The organism is Pseudoalteromonas aliena SW19 (assembly GCF_014905615.1).
In the GTDB taxonomy this organism is placed as follows: domain Bacteria; phylum Pseudomonadota; class Gammaproteobacteria; order Enterobacterales; family Alteromonadaceae; genus Pseudoalteromonas; species Pseudoalteromonas aliena.
In genome coordinates, this window is sequence record NZ_AQGU01000025.1 from 253,264 (window position 1) to 279,651 (window position 26,388).

A 26,388-nucleotide genomic window follows, 5' to 3' on the forward strand; every position below is an offset into this window, starting at 1 on the left:
AATTTTGTGAGGACAATATGAAACGTGTATTTTTGTTTTTATTAACTAACCTAGCGGTTATGTTGGTATTAGGTGTAGTGCTTTCAATAATAATGAGTGCGCTGGGTTTAAGCCATCGTAGCCTTGGCGGAATTTTACTTATAGCCACTGTGTTTGGTTTTGGTGGATCGTTTATTTCGTTATTTATGTCGAAATGGATCGCTAAAAAATCAACCGGCGCGCATGTAATTACACAGCCCCGCAACGAAACCGAACATTGGCTTGTACAAACGGTATCTGCGCAAGCAAAAAAAGCAGGTATTAAAATGCCAGAAGTGGCTATTTACGACAGCCCAGAAATGAACGCCTTTGCAACGGGCCCAAGTAAAAACAACTCGTTAGTGGCAGTAAGCACAGGCTTAATGCACAACATGACCAAAGATCAAGCCGAAGCCGTACTTGCCCACGAAGTATCGCACGTGGCTAACGGCGACATGGTAACGCTTACGCTAATACAAGGCGTGGTAAACACCTTTGTAATATTTGCCGCAAAAGTACTGGCTGGCATTGTAGATAACTTTATTAATAGCGATGAAGAAGAGGGCGGCAGTAGCTGGACATACTTCTTATTCGATATGTTATTCCAAGTGCTATTTGGTGTACTAGCAAGCATAGTGGTTGCTAGTTACAGCCGCAAACGTGAGTTTGCAGCCGACAGCGGCGCGGCTAAATTGGTAGGTGCCGATAAAATGCGATCAGCCCTTGAGCGTTTAAAGCAAAATCATCCGTCGCAATTAGAAGGCTCTATGATGGCCTTTGGTATTGCAAGTGGCAAAGGTGTTGCTGAGTTGTTTTCATCTCACCCACCGCTCGATGCACGAATAGACGCACTACGTAAGTAATGTTTTAAGCATTACTTGCTACATACCCAAAGCCTGCTTTTTAGCAGGCTTTTTTTATCCGTAATATTTTAGCAATTGAAAAGAATAATTACTGAGAAAAAATAATTTCAGTAATACCTTCGGCAGACAGTATTTCTATCCAGTAGCCGTCAGGATCTTTAATAAAGGCTAAGCCTTTCATTGAACCATCATCTGGTTTTTTTACAAACTCTACATCGTATTTTGCAAAGCGCTCACAGGCCTCGTAAACATTCGGTACACTAATACCAATGTGGCCAAAGCCTTTTGGTTCTTGGTTACCACTTTGGTATCCCACAAAACTGTTGTCGTTTTCGGTGCCCCAGTTATGGGTAAGCTCAATTAGCGCAGGGCGACGAAACACCCATTCCGCTTTAGTTTTATCATCACCTTCTGGCTGCTCTGGCTCGTAGCCTAAAAAGTAAAGCGTAAACTCCATACCAGGAAAATCATACTTACCTAACAGCTTCATACCTAATACATTTTGGTAAAATTCAAGCGACGGCTTTGGATCCTTAATACGTAACATAGTTTGTTGCATAACAAAGCCTTGAGTAGCCTGCTCAACTTGTTTTGGAGATTCGTTATAGCTAGACATGGTGATCCTTACTGATAATTAAAAAGAGAAAAAGATGATTGTAATTATTGAGTCATCATATCAACAGTAAGATAAATTAAAACCATCCTTATAAGTTTTGTAAAAATAAAAGGGCTCAAAATAAATTTATTGATTGACAATCATAGTTTAAAAGGATGATATGAATCCCCAACAAATGGGATGTGTATATATATACAGTGCTTGTTGTTTTGTCCAATATTATTGATCTCCACCATTTCGGTGTATTTCTGCACTGACTAAAAAAAATTGGCAGTTAACTAATTGTTTACAGGTGGTTAATTGATGGCTAAGATAAATTAATTGTAATATATGGACATTTGCCGGTTTGTAAAACGACAAATGTCGTAGACAAAATTTTTAGCTCATGGGTAGCACCGAGGAGTAAACTATAAAGAATGATATGGAATCCATTAAAGCTTGATGATAACGCACCACTTAATAAGCACGTATTATTCTGGTGGCCAATAATACTGTTTTCGGGGATTGGAATTTATCTTTCGTCTCCAATCTGGTGTTTTTGCATTCCAAAACCAGAGAGTTATGGAAATATTATGGATTTCCTAAAGCTTCCAATTTTTATAGCTAGTATTTCAGTTCCGGTTTCTTTAGTCATTAGTAGATTTCATAGCTCTAAATTAGCCGCAAAATCGAATTTTCTGACTGAAAAAAATATCGCCTTTAATCACTACTTTGATCTTAAGCGACATTTTCAAGAGCATTTGAATAGAGAGTTAGTTGCTATAGATAAGCATAAATGTATTGAAATTATTGATTTTGACACACTCTTTGAGACTATATTTCCAAATAACTCATGGGAACGTACAGACTTAACAAGCTCAATAGATAATGTAATCGAAAAATTTGGTAAGTGGGTTGAGTCTATCGAGCCAAATCTAAGTAACGTCGAAATTAGCGGAAGCACTTCAACAGAAAAACACGATGAGGTAGCTAGAGAATTGGGAATCCCATTGTTAAACGGGGCCTTTAAAATGGCACCGTTGCAATTTAATTGTCAATTTGTAGCCATTGCATGGAGCGATAATGAAAGCCCCCTTATACACGGCATTGAATTACTTTATGACATCACAATGATTTCTGGGCAATTTGCAAAGCTTCCCTCGGTTGAGCTAAAAACACGATTAACTGACAGAATGCATAATGTGATTGAGCTGACGTTTGTGAAAGAGAATGAAGGTATGGATAGATTTGAGAGCATGTTTTCGGTTCTAGTTAAAGATTATGCGGACTCTTTGGAAAAGCATGCGTAGCTAACAAGCGCAAGCAGCCGAAAATTTATTCCGGCACTCGGCATGCAATTAGGATGACACCCTGCCTGGTTTTTACGAAAAAAGTCAACAAAAACAGCATGCAGAGTGCATTTTTATAAATAATGAATCACGCAAAAAGCTGAGCTATATCGATAAAATGAAGGTCAAAATAGACAGCCCGATGGGGCGACGACAGCTGTTTATTAAAAAATGGCAAACGACTTAGTTGTATAGAACCTGCTTTCCTTTTAAATAAAAAGCGCAATATTACCGTCAACAAAGGCATGAATAAACTGACCTTACGGGGTCAAACGAAAGTGAATGCCTTTAGCTTACGCTGCGGCAACTGTATTGCCTTGTTCATAATATAGAAAAGCTACAAAACACGATGCATTAAGAAGGGGAAGCCCTTTTAACCTCAAATAAGCCACTCAACCCCCGTAATTCCTTCCAAAACGGCAATTAAAACAACACCAAACTCCCACTTTATATTCTGCATAAAATACAGTAATCGATTGAATCAAAATAGGAACTCAGCTATGGTTTGTTTATCAAGAAAAACAAATAAAAAAACGAGTTAATCTACAGGCTCGTTAGGATCATATACATATGTTCTGGAAAATTGGCACATCAAAACATTTGGTTGTTTGGTCAGAAAAAGATACTGATAAATGGTGTCATTTTAATCAAAACGGAAATGTTTTTAGGAAATCTATTTCGGGGGTTATTATAAATGCAAGCGGAAAAATTATAGATAAACTAGAAGAATATCGACCGTATTCGGTAAGCGATACATACGGGATTTCACCGCTTTATAATGTCCATGAGAAAAATCTGTATAAAAGTAGTATTAGTCAAACGGGTAGGCATAATCCTGATATTGAGACTGAAATATTGTATACGGAAGTAATACCATGCTCTAAAAGCGATATACCTCTACGATATTTTGAAACCTGTTAGAATGATGTATACAGTGTTGATATTTTAATAAGTCTCGAAGAATCATTATTCATAACAACCCTAACGAAAGTGAATACGCAATGGCAACTGTATTGCCTTGTTCATAATATAGAAAAGCTGCAAACACGATGCGTTAAGAAGGAGAAGTCCTTTTAACCTAAAATAAATCCACTCAAACACCCGTAACCTCTTCCAAAACGTCAATTAAAACAATATCAAACACTTCTTTATATGCTGAGTAAAAGTACAGTAATAGATTGAACCAAAATAGGAACTCAGCTATGATTTGTTTATCAATAAAAACAAATAAAAAAACGAGTTAATCTACAGGCTCGTTAGCATTCAAGTCAGGTTTGGAGAAACAATGAAGTTTATCTTATCAATTACAGGGTTCTTATTATTAGCTGGTTGTGCAACGGGCTATCAGGCACATACATGGTCAGGTGGTTACAAAGATAAAGCGCTAGGCGAAAACCACTATTATGTTGAATATTTAGGTAATGGCACAAACTCCACTGAGACAGTGAACACATACTGGGATATGCGCGCAAAGGAATTATGTCCAAATGGTTACACTGAAGTAACTTCAGAATTGGGCAAAAATAACTCCTTTGCAGCCGGAACTGCTGGTGTTTCATTTGATCACCCTTGGAAAAAAGCGGAAATTAAGTGTAATTAAATGCTAATCGGGTAGCCGGAGGTCTCTAACCTTAAGCCCCCACACCACCCATCATGCGCTTTTTATTAGCAGAAAGTGCAATGGGTGGTTCATCTCCCGTAATGAATATTGATCCAAATATCTCTCGAGAAATTAACGATTACACCCATTTAAAATTTTACACTTTAAGCAGGGACAGTTTTTTAATTCAATTAGCGTGGCTGTCTTGTGTAGTTTTCTATTAATCCTTTTTATAACAATAGCGTTAACGTTTATTTACAATAATAGTGCGTAGATTCTTATAAAAAGAGAAAAGGTCATGTATGATCTCGCGTCCAAAAATCTCGAATCGGTACAAGCATGCCCATTAAAATTAAGTTATTATTTTCATTTTTGCTTTTAGGTTTACTCCCCGCAGGCATAATTTCCGTATTATCTTTATATATATCTGCCCAAGGATTAGAAAAACAAACGTATAACCAGCTTTCATCAATAAGCCATATAAAAAGCAAGCAACTTTACGATTATTTTAAAGGTACAAAAACAGATTTAAACTTATTAATAAAAAATTGGGAAAGCTTATCAAAGCATAACCCTGATCTCTCAATATCAGAGCTTACCACAGTAAATCATACATGGTTTGATGGGTTTATAACGGATAAAGGTTATTATGACTTATTTGTAATTAGCCCAGCGGGCTTTATAGATTACACCGTTGCAAAAGAAGCCGATTATTTGACTAGCCTTAAAACAGGGGCCTATCAAACGTCGGGCCTAGCCACTGTTTTTGCAAAGGAATTAGGATGACACCCATCCTAATTTTACGAAAAAAGTCAACAAAAACAGTATGCAGAGTACAGTTTATAAATAATGAATCACGCAAAAAGATAAGCTACATCGACAAAATGAAGGTCAAATATACAGCCCGACGGGGCGACGACAGCTGTTTATTAAAGAATGGCAAACGACTCGGCTGTTTTGAGCCTACTTTCCTTTAAATAAAAAGCGCAATATTACCGCCAACAAAGGCATGAATAAATTGACCTTACGGGGTCAAGCGAAAGTGAATACGCAATGGCAACAGTATTGCCTTGTTCATAATATAGAAAAACTGCAAAACACGATCAAACACTTCTTGATATGCTGCGTAAAAGTACAGTAATAGATTGAACCAAAATAGGAACTCAGCTATGGTTTGTTTATCAATAAAAACAAATAAAAAACGAGTTAATCTACAGGCTCGTTAGCACTAAAGGGAATATGGATTCTATCTTCAAGAAATTAAGTCAAAACCTTGCTAACGATCGAGTTGAACGGAACTTGAAAACTGTTGGGTTAAACTCTTTAATTGGTTTTTACTATTCAACTTTATTTTTTGGTGCTGTAGCTTTATTTGTTTGGTTTGAGGTAAACGAATTACCACTGACAACGTTACAAGTATTAACTTTAATGCACATTTGCGGCATTGTGGCATATACCAGTACAAAGCTCTTAGGTTTTAAAAGTATTGGGCTTGGTATTTTCTGTTCGTTTGCAGAAAATAAAGCGGCAATTGTATTAGCATTTATATTTTGTGTATTAACTTTATTTTTTAGTTTAATATTATTTTAGTACTAAAGCTCACTTTCCAATGTAGTTAAGTAAGTTGATTCATCGTAGATCGTATGTGTTTTCCAGCACCTAAATAGGATTCGTATCCACTTAAATGCCAATGATCTGATGGTGGTAGTTCTTAATTTAGGATTCGTCAGGGTCACCCATTAGAAAGTTCCGATCAAGCAGGCAGCTGTGTTTTCTTGATCTTTTTATTCAAAAACCAAGTGTTCTTATTATTTAAACTCAATTTAAATATGACTACGCACCTAGTAATGACGTCGATTGGTGCGAATATGCACCTTGGTTTGAATAAAGAACGCCATATGAATTTAGGCAGTTTAATTAAGCATTATTGATGATTAATTAAGGCCCTTGGCTTTCGCCTCAGTCATCGTTTAGTACCAATGTCAGTCCAGTTCTGGCTGTGTTTACACACTGCGCTGTAACAAGTCTGTGGTTTATGCTTACACATAACCAACCCTTTGTGGCTCAAACATTGGGCATATCCAGTATTTAAAATATGAGCGGTTAACGTGCAGGCTCAATCAAATCTAATGGTTTTACCAACCCCATTACTAGCTCAACACGTTAACCTAATTTGTTTTATAGACGCTAAGCAAACGCCTTGTGTTCATCGAATGGTACATTGTCTTTAAGTACGTGATAACACGCTCTTGCGAGCTTATGTACAACCGTTTTAATCGCAACTACCTTGTTTGTTTTAGCCAGTTTTCGTTGATAATATTTTTTAACTGTTGGGTTATAACGAATTGCAAAATTAGCAGCCTCAGTAAAGGCCCACGCTAAATAACGATTACCATTCTTTTGATTCGTAGCGCCTTTTTTCTTTCCATTGCTGTACCTTGCCCCTTTAACACAGCGGCAATACGATGAGAAATTTCCTGGGCTATCAAAACGTTTAATCGTGCCGGTTTCTAACATAATAGTCAGTGCTAAAGTATTCCCAACTCCATCAATACTGGATAGGTTTATAAATTCAGGGGAGAGTGATATTTGTTTTAAAATAGCCCCCTCTATCACATTAATTTGCTGTTGGGCACAGCGTATTAATGAGAGGTTAGAAATGACTGACAGTGCTGTATTCATTGAGCTAAAGTCTGCGTGTACCTGCTCAGTATCAACGCCTTTTCTGATAGCGGCCATTTGTTTTATTTTGTTGCTACTGAGCTTGTATCCAAGGTGTCGCATGTAACAACTTTGCACTGATAATAAATTTTTAGTGGACTGTTGAACAATGTCCATTCGTTTACGCATTAAGTCGCGAACAGCCCTGAGTTCACGGGGGTAAATATATTAGACGTAGCATTTCAGCTAGCCAACGTGCATCACTATGGTCGTCAGCATACTTTAATCCAGAATATTGCTGGATAGCAGCAGGGTTCGCTAAGTGTAGTTTAAATTCTGCATCCATTAATGCATCAACTAACCAATACCAATTAAATGTTGATTCGACAACAAGCCCTGTTAACTTGTCTTTATAAGGGGCTAAAAAAGATAAAATGACAGAAATGTCATTATTTAAACGCTTGCAGCTAAGCGTTTCACCCTGTTCATTAATGATAGCAATAACACTATTATTTGAATGCAAGTCAATTCCACCATATAGTTTCATACTAAGCTCCTCGAGATACTGTTTATGTTTTGGTCAACACAACTGTATCGAAAAACTCAAGGAGCTTTCTATATGATTATCAAATCTTGACTTCATACATCAATTGGTTAAAAGTGTTTGATGTAACCTCTGAAAGCGCAGCGTCTCTTACCCTCTTTGTGAATCGGTCTTGAGAGAGTTCTTTGTATTTCGAACATGGTGGTTGATTTAGTCGTGTAAAAATTGAGACATTTTAAGTGCATATGATGAAAAACTACTACGAGACAACAATTAGCTTTAATAGCATTGAATTTTTGCCATATGTGCTTTTTATAGTTATAAGTTTAATCTTTATTGGGAGGCTCAAAAAATTATACAGTTTATATATTAAACGGTTTTTTAAGTTTAATTTCTTCGTCTTATTTTTTATTTTTATTATTTACAATCTAGTTTCTATAACTTCTTTATATTCAAAAATGCAATATATAGCTAAAATAAAATCGCATGAGAAGAGAGTTGTAACAGGCGAAATTGAAAAATTAGTAGAAAAAGAAGGGGCAAGTCGAACACAGAGTTTTTCAGTGTCAGGAGTATTTTTTAAATATAATAACTATCAAACAGCGCCATATTTTTTTGCAAACCGGAAATATAACGATAAGGTTATTTTTGATGGAGGTTATGTTGAAATACATTATATCCAAGATAACGGCAAAAATTATATTACCAAGTTATTTATAAAAAATGATTGAGCATTTACACCTAAAGAAATCGTCTACCGATATAAACTTTGATTCAATCTATTATTCCCTCTAAAAGCGCAGCGTCTCATATCCTCTTTGTGAATTGGTCTTAAAAAATAAGATGGCTGTCACATTAAACGTAAAACATCGGCGAATTAGCACTCTAATATACGCCGATGTTTATAACTTATTTAAGTAAGCACATTACTTATAAAGTATTAAGCCTTAGTCTGCTTTACGGTAAAGGCTTATTAAACATATTGCTAAAAGTAACGTTGCAATCATGCCTGAAGCGCCAGCAACAGCTGATGGAAGGAATCCATCACGGCCAAAGGTTATTAAAATACCATTGGCTAACATTGCAACTCCGCCAGCTAAGGCTGTAAGTCCGCCAATGGCTTTGCCACCTTTAGCGATAAAAGATAGTCCAAAAACAAGCGCTGCTAATCCCAATAATACTTTTGCTGCGTAGTAAATCATGAATGACAAAGAAACCACGCCACCAATTAAAGGTTGTGCGCCTTCTACGGTACCCGCAACTTTTCCAAATGTTGAAAACAAAGTTAGGCCAATGCTTACCTGAACTATGTTAAGTACTGCGCTAAACGCGATAGCTGACCATCCCAGTTGAGCGTTTTTTGCTTGCACCATGGCAGAACCCGAAAAGGCAACAAGTAAAGTAAAAACGAGTGCTTCTAGTCCCCAAGCAAACTGTCTTGAAAAGCTAATTTGAGCACTGTAAAGGGCAGAAAAAATAGCCTGTGATATCGCTAACACCAACAATAAAGATGCTGTAATTAGGATGGTGCGTTTATTCGTAAATTCCATTTGGACCTCTTATAATTTTATATTTAATGCTTTTAAAAGCTGTAATAGCTCTCATACTTGGGGTATAAGACAGGTAAAGCGAGTTAATTATTTCACGTAAACCTATAAAAGTAATAATTAATAAAAAATAGCCTAAAGCTATGACTTTTTGAATCAAAATTAAATTGGTAAAATCGTTTTGATTCAAGCAATGTGTGCCCTAAAAGCGCAGCGCCTCATACCCTCTTAGTTAATCAACATTTAATTACCAAGAGGGCATTAATTTAGAGTATGTGGTTAAACGGCTTATTACTTAAAACGTTATGATAAAAACGTAAAATGAGACCAGTCACTTAACGCTGTAATAGTTTGTTCTCCAGAAAACTGGTTAAAACTCACCACACAATTTACACGCGTATTTCATGGTGCAGTAGGGCGACCCAGCTCACAAGTAAGCTACTGTGAAAATTTAAACAGAAAACGGCGATTCAATATAAGTAACTGCGAAAAGCTACTAGCATAAAACTTAAATTACTCAGTAGAAAAGTTGAAACTGCATCATGCAGCGTATTTTCATGCGCCTAATTTAGGCTTAAGAGTACAAACAGCTTATTTACTGGATGAAATGAAAGTAACGCATTAGTAAAAGATAAATTTTTAACCTAAAAAGTAAATTTAGTACAACGGTATTATTTATTAATTCAGAGCGCTGTCTGTTTTAGCCGTTAAGAGTGAATCCAAACACGGTAATAAACTTCAACAACTCCTGAAGACCAAGGCCTATTAGAATTATGGTTTGCTGTAATAGGAATGGTACCTATGTATTGGGCACCAACTGAAAGGTATATTGATCAGTGTGTCCATTTAATTTATGTCATTAACGCCATATCAGATGATAAAAGTAAACCAACAATACTTGGCTCAAAAATTGGGACTATAAAAGAGCATCTTCTAATTTGATTACTGATGATTAGGACAGTTTAAAAAAATCAAGCCCTTAAGTGAGAGGTGCTTTCAATCAGAAATGGAGTAATTAAAATTGTCAGATAATAAATTTGAAAAAGAGTTCAGCGAAAATAGTTTTTGGGATAAAACTAAAAACTTTGCGAAGGTTGCAGGAAAAATAGTCCTAGAACCAGCACTAAAGCTATATTACTCAGCTCAAGATTCAGACACACCGATTTGGGCTAAGACTACAGTTTATAGTGGGCTTGGATATTTTATCTCGCCAATAGACGCGATCCCTGATATTACACCTATCATAGGTTATTCTGATGATCTTGGTGTTTTAGTCGCAGCATTTGCGGCTGTAGCTGCTTATATTAAAAGTGAACATGCGATAAAAGCAAAAGAAACATTAAAACAATGGTTTGGATAAATAAAATAAGCTGCTTAAACGGATTTAAAGCAGTTAGCTGCGCTCTTGCCTCGCACATTGTAACCAAAGCGAAAAATTATTAAAAAATAGCGTTGACCAAATAGATTATATAGCTCGCCGAGCTGAAATTATTGCAACAGCAGCGCATGAACAAAGTAGCATGTCTGAAGAAATTGCGCATAGTATTGATTCAATTAAACAAGCTGCTATTGATAACGCGGCTGGTGCTGATCAGGTATCCGCTGCGAGTATGGAGCTAGATCAACTTAGTAAACAGCTACAAAAAATAACTAATGGCTTCAGGTTACGGTAGTAACATAGGGTAAGATAAAGCATCATTTTTTTAGGCTTTATTGTTGAATATAGCTTATACCAATTTCGCAATAATGCTTAATTAATGTGATGGATAAACCAGTCGCTAACGGTGTTAAAAATTCCTGATATACAAGTGAGTAGCGGACCGATAAATAAACTGTGGGGCATTAAGCCCCGCAGGAGAGGGTTGTACTGAGAGATGAGAGTAATAATGTAATTAACGGCATGTTTGTTTAATATCTTATTTTCTTATAAATGTTTTTATAAATTAATCAAACAACAATTTCGCAGTCAAAGCACTTCAAAAATGGCTGCAATACCTTGTCCGCCACCAATACACATGGTGACCAAACCGTATTTACCATTAATACGTTTAAGTTCGTAAAGGCACTTGGTAGATAAAATAGCGCCTGTTGCGCCAACAGGGTGACCTAAAGCAATTGCGCCGCCATTTGGATTTACTTTGTGTTCAGGAAAATTTAGCTCGTGTGCTACGCACAACGCTTGTACGGCAAAGGCTTCATTTGACTCAATCACATCCATATCGTCGATTGTTAACCCTGTTTTTTCCAATACCTGTTTTACAGCTGGGATAGGCCCTGTTCCCATTAATGCGGGGGCCACACCAGCTCTTGCATAACCGACTAATCTTCCCAGAGGCTTTAAGCCTTGCTTTTGCGCTTTTTGTTCTGACATAAGTACCAACATTGCCGCTGCATCGTTAATACCGGATGATGTTGCTGCTGTTACTGTGCCATTTTGTTTAAAATAGGGTGGTAAGGTCGATAGTTTTTTTACCGTTGTATCAGCGCGAACATGCTCGTCAGTATCAAAAATGTGGACGCTATTTCTTGATTTGATTTCTATAGCAATAATTTGTTCTTTAAAATGCCCTGCGATAATAGCTTTCGACGCTTTATGATGGCTTTGGGCTGCGTAGGTGTCTTGTTGCGCACGAGTAATATTATACTTTTCTGCAATGTTTTCAGCCGTTATTCCCATTGGGTTATTATCCCACGGATCTTGTAATGTGGTGGTTAATTCATCCACCATGATACTATTACCCATTTTTTTGCCCCACCGGTTACTTTCTAAGGTATAACCAGAGCTGCTCATGCTTTCTGCTCCGCCTGCTAAAGCTGCATCTACATCGCCTAATTGGATTTGCTGGGCTGCTTGTATAATGGCTTCTAAACCCGAGCCACATAGTCGGTTGAGTGTCACTGCGTGACTGCTGATAGGTAATCCTGCGTCTAAGCCAATAACTCTCGATAGATAAGCATCTTTAGGGCCATTATGTATTACTTTACCTACTACACATGAGCCGATCTGAACGGGTGACAGTTTGGCTCTTAAAATGGCTTCTTTTGCGCAAAGTGTGCCAAGTTCGGCAGGGGTGAAATTTTTTAGACTGCCACCAAAACCACCTATAGCGGTGCGTACTGCGCTTAATATAACTACGCTATTGTTATTAAATTTTGCCATTATTTTCTCTTATTATATTTAACCTGAACTCCGGGTAATAAATCTATCTCTAGCAGCTATTTTCAGCGCTAACTGCGTCGAATTTACTTGCAATAGGCCCGCTATTGAGGCGTAAATTCGCCTTGTTTCCACTGAAAATCTCTGGCTAGAGAAAATAAACTTAAATATCACCATGATTCAATACGTTAGTAAATCTCTTACCCAGAGTTCAGGTTATTTAAGCTTCTACGGGCTCTGTTATGAATGAAGCTGTTAAACAACAAAGGTTTGCAATTCAACTTCATTCATCAAAACATAATTTATCAATAAACGAAAGCAACAGGCGTAAAGTTGTTATCTGTTTATGAAAAGACTTGGTAGTGGATGAATGTATTTTAAAAATTCTTAAACCAGATAAACCACATTTTAAACAATTGGTTACACTTAACAGTATATAAAAACGTTATGTAATAGACAATTAATTGGCTAACTACTAGGATAAACCAACTGCAATACTATATGTGTTAGGCACTGTATGAAAACAATTGGTCTTTTAGGTGGCATGAGTTGGGAAAGTTCTGCCGGATATTATAAAGTGATAAATGAAGGCGTTAAGGAGTCACTTGGCGGCTTACACTCAGCTAAAATTGTCATGTATAGCGTTGATTTTGATCAAATCGAAAAACTCCAACACAAAGGTGATTGGAATGGAACTTCGGATATACTTTGCGCAGCGGCAAAAAATGTCGAACGTGCAGGTGCTGATTTTTTATTAATTTGCACAAATACGATGTATAAAGTTGCTCCCCAAATTCAGGAAAGTATAACTATCCCTTTGATCCATATCGCTGATGCAACAGCAGAAACACTTATTAAAATGGGAGTGAAAACCGTTGGTTTACTTGGTACTGCTTTTACTATGGAGCAAGATTTTTATAAAAGTCGGTTAAAAGAAAAACACGGTTTGTCGGTCTTAATTCCAGAAAAATCAGATAGGACTATTGTTCATAATGTTATTTATAAAGAGCTTTGTTTAGGGCGCGCTCTTACATCATCTAAAGCTGAATATTTAAGAATAATTGATGCCCTTGCTGAGCAAGGAGCGGAGGCCGTCATATTAGGGTGTACTGAAATCGGTATGCTAATTAAACAAGAAGATACGCATATTAGGCTTTTAGATACGACGTACGAACATGCGCGAAAAGCAGTTGATTTGGCAATTTAATGTGCTACTAGTGATATCAACTTGTATAAATATTTAAGCAATTTAATGGATTTAATTACTCTGTATCATCGGCGTAATTTTTCATCATTAAATAAACCCATATACAAGCAGATTGTTACGAACTCAGGATTTAGCTATAAAGATTAAAATGGGAATTGGTTTACGATTTATACATTATCTTGAAATATTATATAGCTCTTAAATTTTTAGAGCTAGGTTAAGCGGTGCAGTTAGTCAGCTAAAGGTTTAATAATATGAAAATAGGTACGCTTAGTAGTAAAACAGGCTTTGGTATTCATACAATTAGATATTATGAAAAACAAGGTCTTATCAAAAAGCCTGAAAAAGATGAAAGCGGCCATCGATCATATGACTTAATGGATGTAGACGTGCTTAATTGGGTTTCTTGCATGAAAAACTCTGGCATGTCTTTGAGTGAGATAAAAAAATACACCAAAGCATTTTATGAAAACGAGCACATGCTCTGCGTAGCATTTCTTGAAGAGCATCTAGGTAAATTACAAATACAGAAAAATAATATTGACCACTATATTGAAGTAACAAAAAATAAAATTTATAGGTTCAAAAATGCTTGACCTAGAGTGTAGTCTACATTGCTAAGCTCACTTTAATATTCATAGAAGGAACAAACAATGAAAGTTGAAGTAGCAATCGTGAATGCATTTACCGACGGTGGAAAAGGGGGTAACCCTGCTGGGGTTGTAATTAATGCAGACTCTTTAAACGAGTCACAAAAACTCGCTGTAGCAAAAAAAGTAGGTTTATCTGAAACGGCTTTTGTATCAAAGTCCAAAATTGCAGATTTTAAGCTTGATTTTTACACCCCAAAAAAGCAAATAGCTCATTGCGGGCATGCAACTATTGCAACTTTTAGTTATTTGTCGCAGCTTGGATCATTACAAAATTCAATGACTTCCAAAGAAACCATCGATGGAAGAAGAGATATTCAAGTTAATGGTGATTTTTCCTATATGGAACAGTTAGCCCCTAAGTATATTAGCGTGATAGAAAAAAATGCAGTTCTGGAAGCACTTGGTATTTCATCAGATATTACTCTCTCAGATCCAATGATAGTAAATACAGGAAATGCATTTATGCTTGTTGGTGTAACAAGTAGAGAAGCTCTTGATGGTTTATGTCCAAACCATGAAATCATTAAAGAAATCTCTGAAAAATATGGTCTTGTTGGTTTCTATGTTTTTACTCTTGAGGCTAATATTCTGGGGAGAGATGCTTCAACAAGAATGTTTGCTCCTCTTTATGGAATTACAGAAGAAGCTGCAACGGGTATGGCTGCCGGACCGCTTGCTTGTTTTCTGCATGACATTCTTAAATTTAGGCAAACTGAATTTAAAATAGAGCAGGGGTATTCTATGCTCCAACCTTCACCAAGTTGTATCGAGGTTTTATTAAAAGTAGAGAACTGTGCAATAAACTACCTGTTAGCTGACGGTGTTGGTGTCGTATCTAACCGTATGCATGTTGAAATTTGAAAATATACATATTTTATGGCTTTAGCATTTTACTAAAGCTATTTAGACTAACCTACCTTTAGAAATAATCGTCAAGGTGGGGGAACTTATCAATTGAATATGTATAATCGATACCATTCATTTTATAAAAATAGATCGTTGGGATAAAATAAATGCAGATCAAAAATATCACGCTTATTGCCTCACTATTTGTAGTGATAACAGGCTGTAGCAATATTCCTCAAGCGGCAATTGATGTAAATAAACAAGTGTCTGTTGGGATAAACGCCTTAGGTGAAAACGGTGTTGAAATGGTTAAGGCTTGGGAGCTATCTGCGTACAGTATGCTTGATGAAAAATGGTCAAAAGTGTATGCAAAGGCGAATGAGAGCTACCGCTCTAAAAAAAGTATTGCACAAAACGCGGTATTAACAGCGCAACAGCAAGAGGGCGTGGCTGGTTTATCTGCTCTGATCAGGGATGAGGTAAGATCTAAAATTAATGCTAAAGCAAATAGTATGAAAAGTATAATTATGTCAAACACCAAAAATACTATTGCCGCAAATGAAAGTATTACTAATCTATTAATAAGTGCTAATGCGATTGTTAATTTTCAACAATCAGCCGTTAAGGAAGTTGGGAAGATAATTCCAATTCCCCCTGCTATAAGCACATTTATAAATGACTCATTAAACACTGCTGGACTTTAAATAAAGGGATATGAGCATGAGCTTAAATGATATAAGAAATGAATTTAATGCTGATATTTCCAGCATTGCAAATGAGCTCACTAACTCATTGCCGCTTTCAACGCCACAATTACGCAAAGCCTTTTCGGATGACGATCTCAAAGAGTTACATGTTTTATTGACAGAAGTAAACGAAGCAACATCTGAAGACGAAAAAGTTATGAAAATAGCGAACAATGCAGAAATAGCATTTAAGCTGTTAAAAAGACTTGGAGTTGGACTGTGATATAGATTACAGCCTTGCTAAATTATTTTTCAATAAACTACGGATGTTTTATATTAATGCGAATTAAGGAAATAGTATGAGTGTATTTGTAGAGATTTTTACTTGGTTACTTGTTGATACCATTTTAGGCTTTTTATTTTATTCTACGGGCTGTGTGGTATTGAAAGTAGTTACTTTTGGGCAGTTTAAAAATGATATTAAAGATTCTGCCTCGTTTAAGGTGAGCAAAGCTAAAACGGTTAACTTGATCTGTTTATTAGGTGCTTGTTTTTATGTTGCACTCATTACCTTAATGGCTTATTTAAGTCATTAGGTGCTAACTTATTGTATTTGCGAAAGCTGTATTTCAGTATATTGCTTTCGCTCAAACTTTAACTTAAACATTGAAGAATAAATCTATTTTAAAGTGTTTATCTTAGAACGAAGTGCGTTGAATCTATTTGTAATAGACTTGCTTTATACGCTTGATTTACCTTGTTTTAACTGAAAATACCTAATGAAAATTTAGATCTCGATCATAGAAATAAAGGATGTTTATATGAAGTTTTTAGTTTTTTTAGGCAGTGCGCGCGACAGTACTCCACCAAAACCAGCACGTCTTGGCTCTAGAGTTTCTAGCGCATGTATGGAGTGTTTAAAAGAGCACTTTGGTGAGCATGAGTTCGAACTAATAGATGTATTAGATTTTCCAAACGAAAGCATATTTAAACCACATTTTGCCTACGCTAAAAGTAATGCGCCAGAACCGCTCGCATTATTGGCAGATAAAATTGAAGTGGCCGATGGCTACATTATGATCAGCCCCGAATATAACCACAGTATGAGTCCAGCGCTTGCCGATTTACTTAATCACTTTGGCAGCTCACTGTTCTCATATAAACCTAGTGCTATTGTTACTTATTCTGCAGGGCAATGGGGTGGGGTAAGAGCTGCGGTCACTTTGCGAACTTTTTTATCTGAGCTCGGGTGTTTACCGGTTTCTGCGATGATCCATGTACCCAAAGCACAAGATGTGTTTAATGAGGATGGAAAGCCAATCGCAGGGCAAGATAGATCGTCTTGGTTTAATTATTTTTCACGTACGTTTAGTCAATTAACGTGGTGGGCGCAAGCAGCTAAACAACATGCAGAGGTGGTAAATCCACAAAGTACGTTAAAAAGCTTTAAAACAGATCCTTCTCAGCGTAATGCTCCTTAACTGGTTGTAAATATTTGGTTCTCTTATAGAAACAATGATGCATACAGTGGTATTATTAATGCCATTACATTCTTATTAACACAAAAAGAAGCAAGGAAATTGTATCTTGAAGTATATAACTCTTTTCAGCGTATTAGCGCTTAGTGCGTGTAGTGCTGTTCCTAATAAAAGTGAAGTAAGTCAGCGTTCCACTACAAATATGGACCTTATAGCTTTAACCGAGCAAAGTGCACCAAAAGGAGTTGTTGGTACTTACCTGTTTCACATTAAAGCGGCAGGGGCTCAGGGTAATTGGTTGTATTTAAATACAGAAACAGATTACCGCGATAGACGTTCAATTACGATATCAATAAAGCCAAATGTAGCAGCAGAGCTTGAAAGTAAATACGGACAACCTGTAGAAACCTTTTTTATTGATAAAACAATAGAAGTAACAGGCGAAGCTAAACGAGTAACTATCGATTTTATGAGTCGCGGTAGAGCAACTAATAAATATTATTATCAAACGCACATAAATGTATCATCACTTAAGCATCTTCGTATTATTGAAAGTTAGTAAAATAACAATCAACTGTATTTATATACAGTTGATTGTAAAAGCTTACTTTTAGCTAAGTAAGCTTTAGCGTTAACGTTTACAATTAATTCTCTGCTGTAAATTTAACCGCGAAGGATAAACACGGCGCTACTTTATTCAACGATTTAAAAACTCCTATTCAAGCTATTGTAATCTCATTACATAAAACTAATAATTGGTTAGTTTTATAAACTTGAGTGCCCGCATTGAAAGCCAAAGAAATCCGCAATTTTTATATCAACGAAGAGCAATCTGTCTATTTGCTTTCACACCGCGATGCTAAAAAACATCGTCAATGGCTTAATATCTGTATTAAGCAGTTAACGCTACTGGGCTATAAAAACGTTGAAATGATTGGGTCGGGTGCGTTTGGTTTTGTGTTTGCAGGGGATGACGGTAACAGCTTACCTTGGGTATTTAAGTTTTCGCGTATTACGCTTGCACAGAGTGTACGAGATCGGCTTGAAGATGAAGCGTATATGCTTTCGCAAATTAATAACCCGTTAGTGCCAACCTTTTATGCATTTGAGCGTATCAAAAAACAAGGGATTTTAATGATGGCAAGGGCCATTGGTGAAGATCTTGAAAAAGTATCGCTTAAAACTGGGCGCTTCAGCGCGGCGCAAATAATGGCATTAGCGGTTAGGTTACGTAATGTATTAATTGATTTGCGAAGTCATAAAAATGGAGTAAGTCCGCAGCCTATAGTCCATGGTGATGTAAAACCTTCAAACCTTGTATGGGATAAAAATACCAATGCGTTGTCGTTAGTTGATTGGGGCAGCTCTGTGTTTGCGCAGGTTGATAGTGATGGTAATCCAGTTGCTAGTAACTTTATGGATTTAATGTCGGGCGACTTAAGTACCACTAATGCGCGTATGGGCGATGTTTACTTTATTGGTGAAGCACAAATGTCGGGTGAGCAATCATCCCCTCGCTTTGATGAACAAGGTGTAGCCGCTACTTTGTATGCACTTGCATCAGCGCAGTCGTGCCGTTTTGGCGCTCAAGCAATACCTGCAAGCAGTTTAGGATTACCAAAAGAGCTAGCTAAAGTTATTGATGGCATGCTTTGTAAAAATAAAGCGATACGCGATAGCGCTGGCGATTACTTTATGCGCAATATTACCACTATGGCTAAAGTTTATTTACCTACCCTTGAAAAAAATCGAAAAAAAGCGGCCATACCATTTTGGTATGGCCGAGAAGAACAGCCTGACACGGTTGTATATAGTTCACGTAAACAGTTTTTACGCCAGGCCGATCATAATCAGCAGTTGCTTGACGTAAACGATGCTCAACTCGATCGTTACTATAAAGAATTTCTATTTGATACTGGCGATACAGAAAAAGCATTTTTAGCTTCAATTAGCCGACTGGCTAAATACCCCGCTGTGGGTGGGCTTAGTTTTCATTGGAAAGATGATTCGCTGTTTGTTGAATCATCTTTAATTATACATGACCAGTCTTTAGGCGATGCCTTTAGCGATGCTATAAATAATACGGTGATGCTTGCCCAAGCAATTAATCAAAAAGGGTTATTTAAGTGCTGCTTATTTGATGCACGTAAAACGATTCAGTTAGAGCGCGATGGGACTGGTGCATTTAAATTTGATAGCCTACCTGAACTTGATTACGAAGTCGTTAGTATGAAAGCTAACGAAATAACACGGCCACACTCGTACTTTGAAGATGGTAAAGATCCTGACGAGCAATTACAATTACCCAAAAAAGTTATTAAATGTGTATTTGAGCTTAACCAGATCCACCACACAGGGTGTATTATTTTTGAAGCACTGCCCGACAGAATGAAGATTCACCACTACTACCGACTACTTGATGAAACAAAAGAAGTTGAGTTTAAGCGTTTGCTTAATAAGCTAATGCAATATGCCGTCAATATTACTGATGTTGGTGTCGCAGGATTTATGAAACTACCTTATAAAAATACCCGTGAATTTAGTTTATGTAAGCAACAAGAAGATCATTATTTTCCTAAAAACCCTAAACTTATATAAAAAGTACTTTAAAGTTCATCCACACGTTTTTTACGTTGTATAACCCACAAAGATTATCTCGGTACCTTGCGTTAATAAACTCACTGCAACAATTGGTATGTTATATTGTTGCAATTAAGATTTGTTATAGTATAACATATTGCATTCAAAAATGATCATAATAGAGTGTGAGTGTGACTGCAGTTAATAAAATAACATCAATTGAATTACAAACCGTTAAACCACAAGTTAGCACTACCCAAATAGATAAAGCGCAATCTATCATTGAGGTAAGCTCGCTAAATTTTAGTATTAAAAACAAAGTTATTTTAAAGGACTTAAATTTTACCGTGAACAAAGGTGAAATTTATGCACTACTTGGTGGCAACGGTGCGGGTAAATCAACCACTTTGAAAACGTTACTTGGTTTTAATAAACCAACTGATGGCTCGGTAAAGGTTGCGGGTAAAGAGGTAACACAAGCACTTGACTTTGTGCGAGGTAAAACCGCATATTTGCCCGAATCGGCAACCTTATATCCGCATTTAACAGCGCGCGAAAACGTTGAATATTTTTTATCACTTGCTGACATAAAAAAAACAGACGAGCAAATCAATGCTGCCTTTATTCGTGTTGATTTGCAGCAAGATGCGTGGGATCGCCACATGCAAACTTACTCAAAAGGCATGAGGCAAAAAACGGCAATTGCACTTGCCATCCTGCGTGAAGCACCAATATTTTTACTTGATGAGCCTACTTCAGGCTTAGATCCAGTTGCCATTGATGAGTTTAATCAACTTGTGCGTGAGCTTGCATTAACGGGGGCGACTATTTTAATGGTTACGCACGATGTATACGGCGCATGTCAAGTGGCTAATCGTATTGGTTTATTAAGTGCCGGTGAGCTGGTGGGCGAATTTGACGCACCACAAAATGGCCGTATTGATACCGAGCAAGTTCATGCCGCATTTGCGCAAAGAGGCGCTTAATGAGTATTAATAACTTTTCAAAGGTGGTTATTGTTGCAAAGGATGAATGGCGCTATTGGCTTCGCTCAAAACTTGCAATGACCGTACTTGCCATTGGTCTAGTGCTTACGCTTGCGTCGGTAATTGTGACCGCAATTACTATGATGGAGCTAAGCCATACTCGGCACGAACTGCAAACAAGCGCTGAGCAAAGCTTTGTTGATCAGCCTGACCGCCACCCGCACAGAATGGTGCATTATGGGCATTATGCATTTAGAGCGCCTTCGCCACTGAGCACACTCGACCCAGGTATTGATGCCTACACGGGTAACTCAATATTTTTAGAGGGGCACAGACAAAATAGCGCGATGTTTGCAGATAGCCGCCAAGGAACTGCTCTTACTAAATTAGGCAGTTTAACGCCTGCGTTTATTGTACAAACACTCGCACCGTTATTACTAATATTAATTGGTTATAGCGCAATTAGCCGTGAACGTGAGTCGCAAACGTTATCTTACTTGTTATCGCAAGGTACATCGGGCGCAACACTCATTGCAGGTAAAGGGCTTGCGTTAATATCTGTTGTAGGATTAATTTTAATTCCGCTTACGGTATCGGCTTTATTTACACTTGACTCAGGTGAAGGCTTACTTGCTGTAGCAAGCTTTGTGTTTGGCTACGCTTTATATTTAACTGTGTGGGTGCTGCTTATTTTATTGGCATCAAGCCTATTTAGTAAAAACAGTAGCAGCTTTACAGCTCTCGCATTTGTATGGATTTTACTGTGTATTGTAATGCCACGTGTAGCTAGTACAACAGCTTCAACGGCTATACCATCAACAGGTAAAATAGAAACCGACTTTGCCGTAAAAGCCGAACTTAGAAAACTAGGTGACGGGCACAACACAAACGACCCTGCATTTAAGCAATTTAAACAATCACTCCTTAATAAATACAACGTGAGCAGTATTGATGAGCTACCTGTTAATTTTAGAGGGCTAGTGGCAAGCGAATCTGAGGCTAAACTCACGAGCGTACTCAATAAGTTTGCTGAGCAGCGTATGCAAGCTGAGCTTAAACAAACGAAGATATCGCGTTATTTTGGCTGGGTATCACCTATGGTGGCAATTCGGTCATTATCGATGATTGTAGTGGGTACAAGTATTGAAACGCATCATCGTTTTTTACGTGAAACCGAGCAGCTGCGCTTTGATTTTGTACAAGGGCTAAATAAAGTTCATGTAGAAAAGCTTAGCTACCAAGATGACATGAACCGAAATGCCAATACTGCAGCAACCCAAAAAGCACGTGTTAGTGCTCAAAACTGGCAAGTACTGCAAGATTTTACCTTTAATGTAGACACCCCAGAAGTAAGAACTCAGCGAAGCATACCTGCTTTTTTACAGCTACTACTTTGGATTGCAGTATTGTTAGGCAGTATTAAATTTGTAGGGAGGCGCTTGTTATGAGTTACCCATTAAAACAGCTAGCGCGTGAATGGCGTTTTTTACTTGGTCAAAAATACTTAGTGGTATTACTGGTGTGTACGTTTGTAATGTCGGGATTTGCAATTTATAGCGGGCTTAGTGAAGTAACACAGCAAAAGCAAACTATTGAGCGCTTAAAAGCCGCCGATTTAACAGACTTAACTAACGTACAGCATAAGTACGACGATGCAGGTTCGCTTGCTTATTACAGTTTTCATTTAACGTATTCATCCCCTTCAAATTTAGCATTTGCAGCTTTGGGCGAGCGCGATATTTACCCGTGGAAACATCGCTTAAACTTACTTGCGCTAGAGGGGCAAATATACGAAAGCGATGCACAAAATGCGGAGCTTGCTCAGGCAGGTAAAATTGATTTTGTATTTGTATTAAGCGCTTTAGCGCCATTGGTGATTATTTTATTATTTCATGATTTATTTGCTAGTGAGCGCACCAGCGGCAGGCACGATTTACTGGTAACTACCGCTAAATCTTATTTTTCGCTGTGGGGCGCACGTATAGCGGTAAGGTTTATAGCGGTAATAGTGTGTTTAATGCTGCCATTTTATATAGGTGCACTTCTTAGCCGCTCAGTACTGGGTGATGTTGGCTTTATTACTTTTATATGTGTTATTTACTTGGCTTTTTGGACGTTCTTGAGTGTGTGGTGGGGCAAAAATGCCACTAGTGCGCCACGTGTTGCATCAACCTTAATAGGCTTTTGGGCATTAGTTGCTTTTATTATTCCTATTTTAGGTGATTTAGCGATAAACAAGGCGGTACATTCGCCTAAAGGTGGCGACATTGTGCTAACTCAGCGTGAAGCTGTTAACGGGGCATGGGACATACCAAAGCAAATTACGATGGATGCCTTTGTAGCAAACCACCCCCAGTGGACAAACTACACCGCCATGCAAAGTGAGTTTGAATGGAAATGGTACTACGCATTTCAGCAAGTGGGCGATGAAAAAGCGGCGAAGCTATCACACGCTTACCAAGATGCGGCTCGTAAAAAGTATTCATTAGCAGGATTTGTATCGTGGCTATCACCGCCATTATTACTTCAACGTGGTTTAACACGCATGGCTAAAACAGATGCCGTAGCGGCATTTAGGTATGAATCGCAAATGCGTGGATTTCATAAAAGCTTACGGACGTTTTACTACCCTTGGTTATTTGTAAAAGGTAACCCAACTAAAGCCGCGCTTGAAAATATGCCAAGCTTTAGCAAAACCATACTTAATGAACAAAAAATGCTAAGCAATGTAGACGCTCAGCCAAAACAAAATTTATCAGCTAACTAATCAACAAGGTTTATCATGAATACCAATAAAAAAGGGCTCAAGCTCACTTATATTAGTGCCTGCTTAGCAAGTATGTTTGCAAGCCACGCTATTGCAGCTAATGAGAACAATAGTACTGAAAACAGTACTGAAGAGTTTTTCGAGCGTTTAGCGGTTACTGGCTCTCGTCAAGCATACCAAGGTGATTTTAGACCTTTAGAAACCCCACAATCAGAACTGAAAATAGATTTAGAAGCACTCGAAAATGCAGGCGCAATAGATTTAAACCAAGCACTTGATTTATCTGCTTCGGTTGCGCGTCAAAATAACTTTGGTGGGCTTTGGAATAGCTTTGCACTACGTGGTTTTGTAGGCGATGAAAACTTACCAAGCAATTACCTTGTTAATGGTTTTAATGCTGGGCGTGGTTTTGGTGGCTCACGTGATTTGTCGGGTATTGAATCGGTTGAGGTGTTAAAAGGTCCACGAGCTGCGCTATTTGGTCGTGGAGAGCCTGGTGGTACAGTAAATCTTGTTACTAAACGCCCAACATTTGATACAAGTGGCGAGCTAAAGCTAAGCGTAGGCAGCTTTGATACCTACCGTGCTGATGTAGATTACACCACGCCCCTTAACGACGACGTAGCTATTAGACTGGTCGGTTTTTATGAAGACGCAAAAAGCTTTCGCGATACCATAGAAACAACTAAAAAGGGCTTTAGTCCTTCTATTACGTGGAACATTAATGACAACAGCCAACTAATTTATGAACTTGAATATAGCAATCAAGAGGTCCCGTTTGATAGAGGTGTATTAGCAATAGATGGCAAGCTTGGCCTAATACCAGAAAGCCGCTTTTTAGGTGAGCCAGGCGATGGACCGATAGAAGCAAACGTACTTGGCCATCAATTAGAGTTTGTTCATGACTTTAATGATAATTGGAGTGTATTACTGGGCGCAAACTATCGTGATACATCGCTTGAAGGTTTTGCAACCGAAACAGGCTTTGGTGGTGTAGTAGAAAATGGCAAAGTAAATCGTTTTAGACGCTACCGTGATTACGACGCTACATACCAAGTATACCGCGCAGAAGTAACCGGTAATTTAGAGGTTGCTGGATTAAATCACCGCTTAATAATTGGTGTTGATTCTGATAAGTTCGAAAATAATCAATTTGTTCTGCGTGTACGTGGCGATCAGTATATAAATGTTTTTAACCCAGTGTATGGAGCGTATGAGTTACCTACACCAACAGCCAATACCGACAAGGTAGAAATACAAGAGTCGTTAGGTATATTCATACAAGACCAAATAAGCCTAACCGATAAGCTTGATATTCGCGTTGGTGCACGTTTTGATGACTACGAACAAACACTTAATAACCGCTTAGCTGATACTCAATCTAAACAAAGCGAATCGCGTGTTAGCCCGCAGTTTGGTGTTGTGTATGAGGCGAGTGAGTTTGTCTCTGTTTATGCGGCTTATGGTGAAAACTTTAGACCTTTATCGGGTACTGATTTAAACGGAGATGGGTTTGAGCCAAATCAATCTACGTCATCTGAGCTTGGTGTTAAGTTTACTTTAAACGATGGCGCGCTGTTTGGCACCATTGCTGTATTTAAAGTAGAGCAAGACAATATGCTGGTAGTTGACGATCCCACTGCATTTACTTTTGCTGCAATTGGCGAAGCGCAAAGCAAAGGCTTTGAAATTGATTTAAACGGTGAGCTAACTGATGGCGTAAGCCTATGGTTATCGTATGCGTATGTTGATGCAACTATTGAAAACTCATTTTTTGATGCGAACTTTGGTTATACAGTAGAAGCGGGAAGCTCTTTATTAAATATTCCTGAGCATCAATTTAGTTTACAACTAGTTAAATCGTCTGAGTTATATGGTAAAGCCGTTAAATTTGGTGGAGGCTTGGTTTATGTAGGCTCACGAAACGGCTTTTTTGGTACCGATTTTGAGCTGCCAAGTTACACAACAGCACGTGCATTTATTAATTATGATGTCACTGATAATATTGGTTTACGGGCTGAGGTTGATAACTTATTCGATGAGACGTATTACACAAACTCGTTTGCAGATGCATGGGTTCAACCAGGTACGCCAAGGACTGTACGTTTATCTGCTACGTACAACTTTTAACTAACAGGTAAGCATTAACAATAAAAAGGCTGCTTAATAAAAGCAGCCTTTAGTGTATTAAAATAGATATTAAAATTTATAATCGGTTAGTGCGTAGCTCTGTCGCCCCAAATATCTTCTAAACGACTATCACGTCCACAACGCCAGCGATAGGTGTTGTATCGGATTGGGTTGTTTTTGTAATAATCTTGATGAAAGCTTTCTTTTCCTTTAATAGGGTAAAAGGTACTTGCGTTTAGTATTGGTGTAACCACCGTTTGATTAGGAAACTCGGCAACTACTGCTGCTTTTGTTTTTTCAGCTAATTTACGTTGTTCGTCGTTTTCAACAAATATAGCACTTAAGTAGCTAGGGCCTTTATCGCAAAATTGCCCTTTAGCATCAAAGGGATCAATATTAACCCAGAAATGATCAAGTATACCTTGGTAACTGACTATTGCTGGATCGTAAGTGATTTCTACGGCCTCGTAATGGCCTTTATGGTTACCATTGTATGTCGGGTTTTTAAGTTTGCCGCCAGTAAAACCCGATATTACATCAGTAACCCCTGGCAGTTTTTCAAAGTCACTTTCCATACACCAAAAGCAACCTCCAGCTAAAACGGCTTTTTCTGTATTAGCTGCATGAGCAAGTGATGCATAAAACAGCACAGATGATGTTAAAACTAGGCCTAATATTTTTTTCATAAAATCTCGCATCGATATGATGAATGTTTAAAGCA

The 26,388-nt window shown here is 37.7% G+C and carries 26 protein-coding genes and 4 pseudogenes; 25 read left to right on the forward strand and 5 right to left on the reverse strand.

The window, feature by feature from the left end; genetic code table 11:
- Positions 1-17 precede the first annotated feature (17 nt).
- Positions 18-881 carry a protease HtpX gene (gene htpX / locus PALI_RS06645; protein ID WP_193155338.1) on the forward strand — a complete coding sequence of 288 codons (864 nt, stop codon included), beginning with the start codon at positions 18-20 and terminating at the stop codon, positions 879-881.
- 88 nt (positions 882-969) lie between these two features.
- On the opposite strand, the gene gloA is transcribed toward htpX, so the two are convergent.
- Positions 970-1,497, reverse strand: a complete 528-nt coding sequence (gloA, locus tag PALI_RS06650) for a lactoylglutathione lyase (RefSeq protein WP_193155339.1) — start codon at positions 1,495-1,497, stop codon at positions 970-972.
- 416 nt (positions 1,498-1,913) lie between these two features.
- Here gloA and PALI_RS06655 point away from each other — a divergent pair, with 416 nt between their 5' ends.
- The 7 genes and pseudogenes from PALI_RS06655 (at position 1,914) to PALI_RS06680 (ending at position 6,015) form a co-directional block, all read left to right on the forward strand.
- Positions 1,914-2,786, forward strand: coding sequence for a hypothetical protein (locus PALI_RS06655; protein ID WP_193155340.1), 873 nt, complete (start codon positions 1,914-1,916; stop codon positions 2,784-2,786).
- Between the two features lie 112 nt (positions 2,787-2,898).
- Positions 2,899-3,183, forward strand: a pseudogene (locus PALI_RS20395) (hypothetical protein); the annotation flags it as partial.
- 212 nt (positions 3,184-3,395) lie between these two features.
- On the forward strand, positions 3,396-3,746 hold the full coding sequence (locus tag PALI_RS06660; protein WP_193155341.1) for a hypothetical protein: 351 nt from the start codon (positions 3,396-3,398) through the stop codon (positions 3,744-3,746).
- A 364-nt stretch (positions 3,747-4,110) separates the two neighbouring features.
- Complete coding sequence (locus PALI_RS06665) at positions 4,111-4,425, forward strand: CC0125/CC1285 family lipoprotein (protein WP_058548258.1); 315 nt, start codon at positions 4,111-4,113, stop codon at positions 4,423-4,425.
- A 339-nt stretch (positions 4,426-4,764) separates the two neighbouring features.
- Entirely contained in the window at positions 4,765-5,211 is a 447-nt protein-coding gene (locus tag PALI_RS06670; RefSeq protein WP_193155342.1) for a hypothetical protein, read from the forward strand.
- A 14-nt stretch (positions 5,212-5,225) separates the two neighbouring features.
- Positions 5,226-5,566 (forward strand): annotated as a pseudogene (locus tag PALI_RS20400) (transposase); the annotation flags it as partial.
- A gap of 98 nt (positions 5,567-5,664) precedes the next feature.
- Positions 5,665-6,015 (forward strand): hypothetical protein, encoded by a 351-nt coding sequence (locus tag PALI_RS06680; RefSeq protein WP_193155343.1) that lies wholly within the window; start codon positions 5,665-5,667, stop codon positions 6,013-6,015.
- Between the two features lie 597 nt (positions 6,016-6,612).
- Here the strand turns inward: PALI_RS06680 and PALI_RS20405 are convergent.
- Positions 6,613-7,633 (reverse strand): annotated as a pseudogene (locus PALI_RS20405) (IS110 family RNA-guided transposase).
- A gap of 455 nt (positions 7,634-8,088) precedes the next feature.
- Here PALI_RS20405 and PALI_RS06690 point away from each other — a divergent pair.
- On the forward strand, positions 8,089-8,361 hold the full coding sequence (locus PALI_RS06690) for a hypothetical protein (RefSeq protein ID WP_193155344.1): 273 nt from the start codon (positions 8,089-8,091) through the stop codon (positions 8,359-8,361).
- Between the two features lie 216 nt (positions 8,362-8,577).
- On the opposite strand, the gene PALI_RS06695 is transcribed toward PALI_RS06690, so the two are convergent.
- A complete protein-coding gene (locus tag PALI_RS06695; protein ID WP_193155345.1) occupies positions 8,578-9,180 on the reverse strand; it encodes a thiamine biosynthesis protein ThiC in 603 nt (200 codons plus the stop codon).
- 352 nt (positions 9,181-9,532) lie between these two features.
- Between PALI_RS06695 and PALI_RS20055 the strand changes: the two are divergent.
- The 3 genes and pseudogenes from PALI_RS20055 to PALI_RS06705 all read left to right on the forward strand — a co-directional run.
- Positions 9,533-9,682 (forward strand): annotated as a pseudogene (locus tag PALI_RS20055) (transposase); the annotation flags it as partial.
- Positions 9,683-10,198: 516 nt separating this feature from the next.
- Complete coding sequence (locus tag PALI_RS06700) at positions 10,199-10,537, forward strand: YkvA family protein (RefSeq protein ID WP_138586427.1); 339 nt, start codon at positions 10,199-10,201, stop codon at positions 10,535-10,537.
- 160 nt (positions 10,538-10,697) lie between these two features.
- Positions 10,698-10,850 (forward strand): hypothetical protein, encoded by a 153-nt coding sequence (locus PALI_RS06705; RefSeq protein WP_167368322.1) that lies wholly within the window; start codon positions 10,698-10,700, stop codon positions 10,848-10,850.
- 293 nt (positions 10,851-11,143) lie between these two features.
- Here the strand turns inward: PALI_RS06705 and bktB are convergent, their stop codons facing one another.
- A complete protein-coding gene (gene bktB, locus PALI_RS06710; RefSeq protein WP_193155346.1) occupies positions 11,144-12,337 on the reverse strand; it encodes a beta-ketothiolase BktB in 1,194 nt (397 codons plus the stop codon).
- Between the two features lie 514 nt (positions 12,338-12,851).
- On the opposite strand from bktB, the gene PALI_RS06715 reads away from it, so the two are divergent.
- The 13 genes from PALI_RS06715 to PALI_RS06775 all read left to right on the forward strand — a co-directional run bounded on the left by PALI_RS06715 (position 12,852) and on the right by PALI_RS06775 (position 25,667).
- Complete coding sequence (locus PALI_RS06715; protein WP_193155347.1) at positions 12,852-13,541, forward strand: aspartate/glutamate racemase family protein; 690 nt, start codon at positions 12,852-12,854, stop codon at positions 13,539-13,541.
- Positions 13,542-13,795: 254 nt separating this feature from the next.
- Positions 13,796-14,137 (forward strand): MerR family transcriptional regulator, encoded by a 342-nt coding sequence (locus PALI_RS06720; protein WP_138585557.1) that lies wholly within the window; start codon positions 13,796-13,798, stop codon positions 14,135-14,137.
- 57 nt (positions 14,138-14,194) lie between these two features.
- Positions 14,195-15,055, forward strand: a complete 861-nt coding sequence (locus PALI_RS06725) for a PhzF family phenazine biosynthesis protein (RefSeq protein ID WP_193155348.1) — start codon at positions 14,195-14,197, stop codon at positions 15,053-15,055.
- A gap of 152 nt (positions 15,056-15,207) precedes the next feature.
- The gene (locus tag PALI_RS06730) at positions 15,208-15,744 is read left to right on the forward strand and encodes a hypothetical protein (RefSeq protein WP_193155349.1); all 537 of its coding nucleotides are present in this window, start codon (positions 15,208-15,210) and stop codon (positions 15,742-15,744) included.
- Positions 15,745-15,760: 16 nt separating this feature from the next.
- Positions 15,761-16,009, forward strand: a complete 249-nt coding sequence (locus tag PALI_RS06735; protein ID WP_193155350.1) for a hypothetical protein — start codon at positions 15,761-15,763, stop codon at positions 16,007-16,009.
- A gap of 76 nt (positions 16,010-16,085) precedes the next feature.
- Positions 16,086-16,322 carry a hypothetical protein gene (locus tag PALI_RS06740; protein ID WP_193155351.1) on the forward strand — a complete coding sequence of 79 codons (237 nt, stop codon included), beginning with the start codon at positions 16,086-16,088 and terminating at the stop codon, positions 16,320-16,322.
- A 225-nt stretch (positions 16,323-16,547) separates the two neighbouring features.
- Entirely contained in the window at positions 16,548-17,207 is a 660-nt protein-coding gene (locus tag PALI_RS06745) for an NADPH-dependent FMN reductase (RefSeq protein WP_193155352.1), read from the forward strand.
- 106 nt (positions 17,208-17,313) lie between these two features.
- Positions 17,314-17,763 (forward strand): hypothetical protein, encoded by a 450-nt coding sequence (locus PALI_RS06750; RefSeq protein WP_193155353.1) that lies wholly within the window; start codon positions 17,314-17,316, stop codon positions 17,761-17,763.
- 227 nt (positions 17,764-17,990) lie between these two features.
- Positions 17,991-19,802 carry a protein kinase domain-containing protein gene (locus PALI_RS06755; RefSeq protein WP_077537879.1) on the forward strand — a complete coding sequence of 604 codons (1,812 nt, stop codon included), beginning with the start codon at positions 17,991-17,993 and terminating at the stop codon, positions 19,800-19,802.
- A 200-nt stretch (positions 19,803-20,002) separates the two neighbouring features.
- Complete coding sequence (locus PALI_RS06760) at positions 20,003-20,770, forward strand: ABC transporter ATP-binding protein (protein WP_226894543.1); 768 nt, start codon at positions 20,003-20,005, stop codon at positions 20,768-20,770.
- Positions 20,770-22,218, forward strand: coding sequence for an ABC transporter permease (locus tag PALI_RS06765; RefSeq protein ID WP_077537880.1), 1,449 nt, complete (start codon positions 20,770-20,772; stop codon positions 22,216-22,218). The genes PALI_RS06760 and PALI_RS06765 overlap by 1 nt, the downstream gene beginning before the upstream one ends.
- The gene (locus PALI_RS06770) at positions 22,215-23,537 is read left to right on the forward strand and encodes a DUF3526 domain-containing protein (RefSeq protein WP_077537881.1); all 1,323 of its coding nucleotides are present in this window, start codon (positions 22,215-22,217) and stop codon (positions 23,535-23,537) included. The genes PALI_RS06765 and PALI_RS06770 overlap by 4 nt, the downstream gene beginning before the upstream one ends.
- Before the next feature lie 15 nt (positions 23,538-23,552).
- Entirely contained in the window at positions 23,553-25,667 is a 2,115-nt protein-coding gene (locus PALI_RS06775; RefSeq protein WP_193155355.1) for a TonB-dependent siderophore receptor, read from the forward strand.
- 86 nt (positions 25,668-25,753) lie between these two features.
- Here PALI_RS06775 and msrA read toward each other — a convergent pair whose 3' ends face one another.
- Positions 25,754-26,353, reverse strand: coding sequence for a peptide-methionine (S)-S-oxide reductase MsrA (msrA, locus tag PALI_RS06780; RefSeq protein WP_077539014.1), 600 nt, complete (start codon positions 26,351-26,353; stop codon positions 25,754-25,756).
- Between the last annotated feature and the right edge of the window lie 35 nt (positions 26,354-26,388).

Bases quoted from the DNA above. Each gene is read 5' to 3' on its own strand.
- PALI_RS06665 (WP_058548258.1), top strand. From the start codon at position 4,111: ATGAAGTTTATCTTATCAATTACAGGGTTCTTATTATTAGCTGGTTGT.
- PALI_RS06690 (WP_193155344.1), top strand. From the start codon at position 8,089: ATGCAATATATAGCTAAAATAAAATCGCATGAGAAGAGAGTTGTAACA.
- gloA (WP_193155339.1), bottom strand. From the start codon at position 1,497: ATGTCTAGCTATAACGAATCTCCAAAACAAGTTGAGCAGGCTACTCAA.
- msrA (WP_077539014.1), bottom strand. From the start codon at position 26,353: ATGAAAAAAATATTAGGCCTAGTTTTAACATCATCTGTGCTGTTTTAT.
- PALI_RS06730 (WP_193155349.1), top strand. From the start codon at position 15,208: ATGCAGATCAAAAATATCACGCTTATTGCCTCACTATTTGTAGTGATA.
- PALI_RS06725 (WP_193155348.1), top strand. From the start codon at position 14,195: ATGAAAGTTGAAGTAGCAATCGTGAATGCATTTACCGACGGTGGAAAA.
- PALI_RS06745 (WP_193155352.1), top strand. From the start codon at position 16,548: ATGAAGTTTTTAGTTTTTTTAGGCAGTGCGCGCGACAGTACTCCACCA.
- PALI_RS06670 (WP_193155342.1), top strand. From the start codon at position 4,765: ATGCCCATTAAAATTAAGTTATTATTTTCATTTTTGCTTTTAGGTTTA.
- PALI_RS06680 (WP_193155343.1), top strand. From the start codon at position 5,665: ATGGATTCTATCTTCAAGAAATTAAGTCAAAACCTTGCTAACGATCGA.
- PALI_RS06765 (WP_077537880.1), top strand. From the start codon at position 20,770: ATGAGTATTAATAACTTTTCAAAGGTGGTTATTGTTGCAAAGGATGAA.
- PALI_RS06715 (WP_193155347.1), top strand. From the start codon at position 12,852: ATGAAAACAATTGGTCTTTTAGGTGGCATGAGTTGGGAAAGTTCTGCC.
- PALI_RS06655 (WP_193155340.1), top strand. From the start codon at position 1,914: ATGATATGGAATCCATTAAAGCTTGATGATAACGCACCACTTAATAAG.
- PALI_RS06740 (WP_193155351.1), top strand. From the start codon at position 16,086: ATGAGTGTATTTGTAGAGATTTTTACTTGGTTACTTGTTGATACCATT.
- bktB (WP_193155346.1), bottom strand. From the start codon at position 12,337: ATGGCAAAATTTAATAACAATAGCGTAGTTATATTAAGCGCAGTACGC.
- PALI_RS06770 (WP_077537881.1), top strand. From the start codon at position 22,215: ATGAGTTACCCATTAAAACAGCTAGCGCGTGAATGGCGTTTTTTACTT.
- PALI_RS06660 (WP_193155341.1), top strand. From the start codon at position 3,396: ATGTTCTGGAAAATTGGCACATCAAAACATTTGGTTGTTTGGTCAGAA.
- PALI_RS06720 (WP_138585557.1), top strand. From the start codon at position 13,796: ATGAAAATAGGTACGCTTAGTAGTAAAACAGGCTTTGGTATTCATACA.
- PALI_RS06775 (WP_193155355.1), top strand. From the start codon at position 23,553: ATGAATACCAATAAAAAAGGGCTCAAGCTCACTTATATTAGTGCCTGC.
- PALI_RS06695 (WP_193155345.1), bottom strand. From the start codon at position 9,180: ATGGAATTTACGAATAAACGCACCATCCTAATTACAGCATCTTTATTG.
- PALI_RS06735 (WP_193155350.1), top strand. From the start codon at position 15,761: ATGAGCTTAAATGATATAAGAAATGAATTTAATGCTGATATTTCCAGC.
- PALI_RS06705 (WP_167368322.1), top strand. From the start codon at position 10,698: ATGTCTGAAGAAATTGCGCATAGTATTGATTCAATTAAACAAGCTGCT.
- htpX (WP_193155338.1), top strand. From the start codon at position 18: ATGAAACGTGTATTTTTGTTTTTATTAACTAACCTAGCGGTTATGTTG.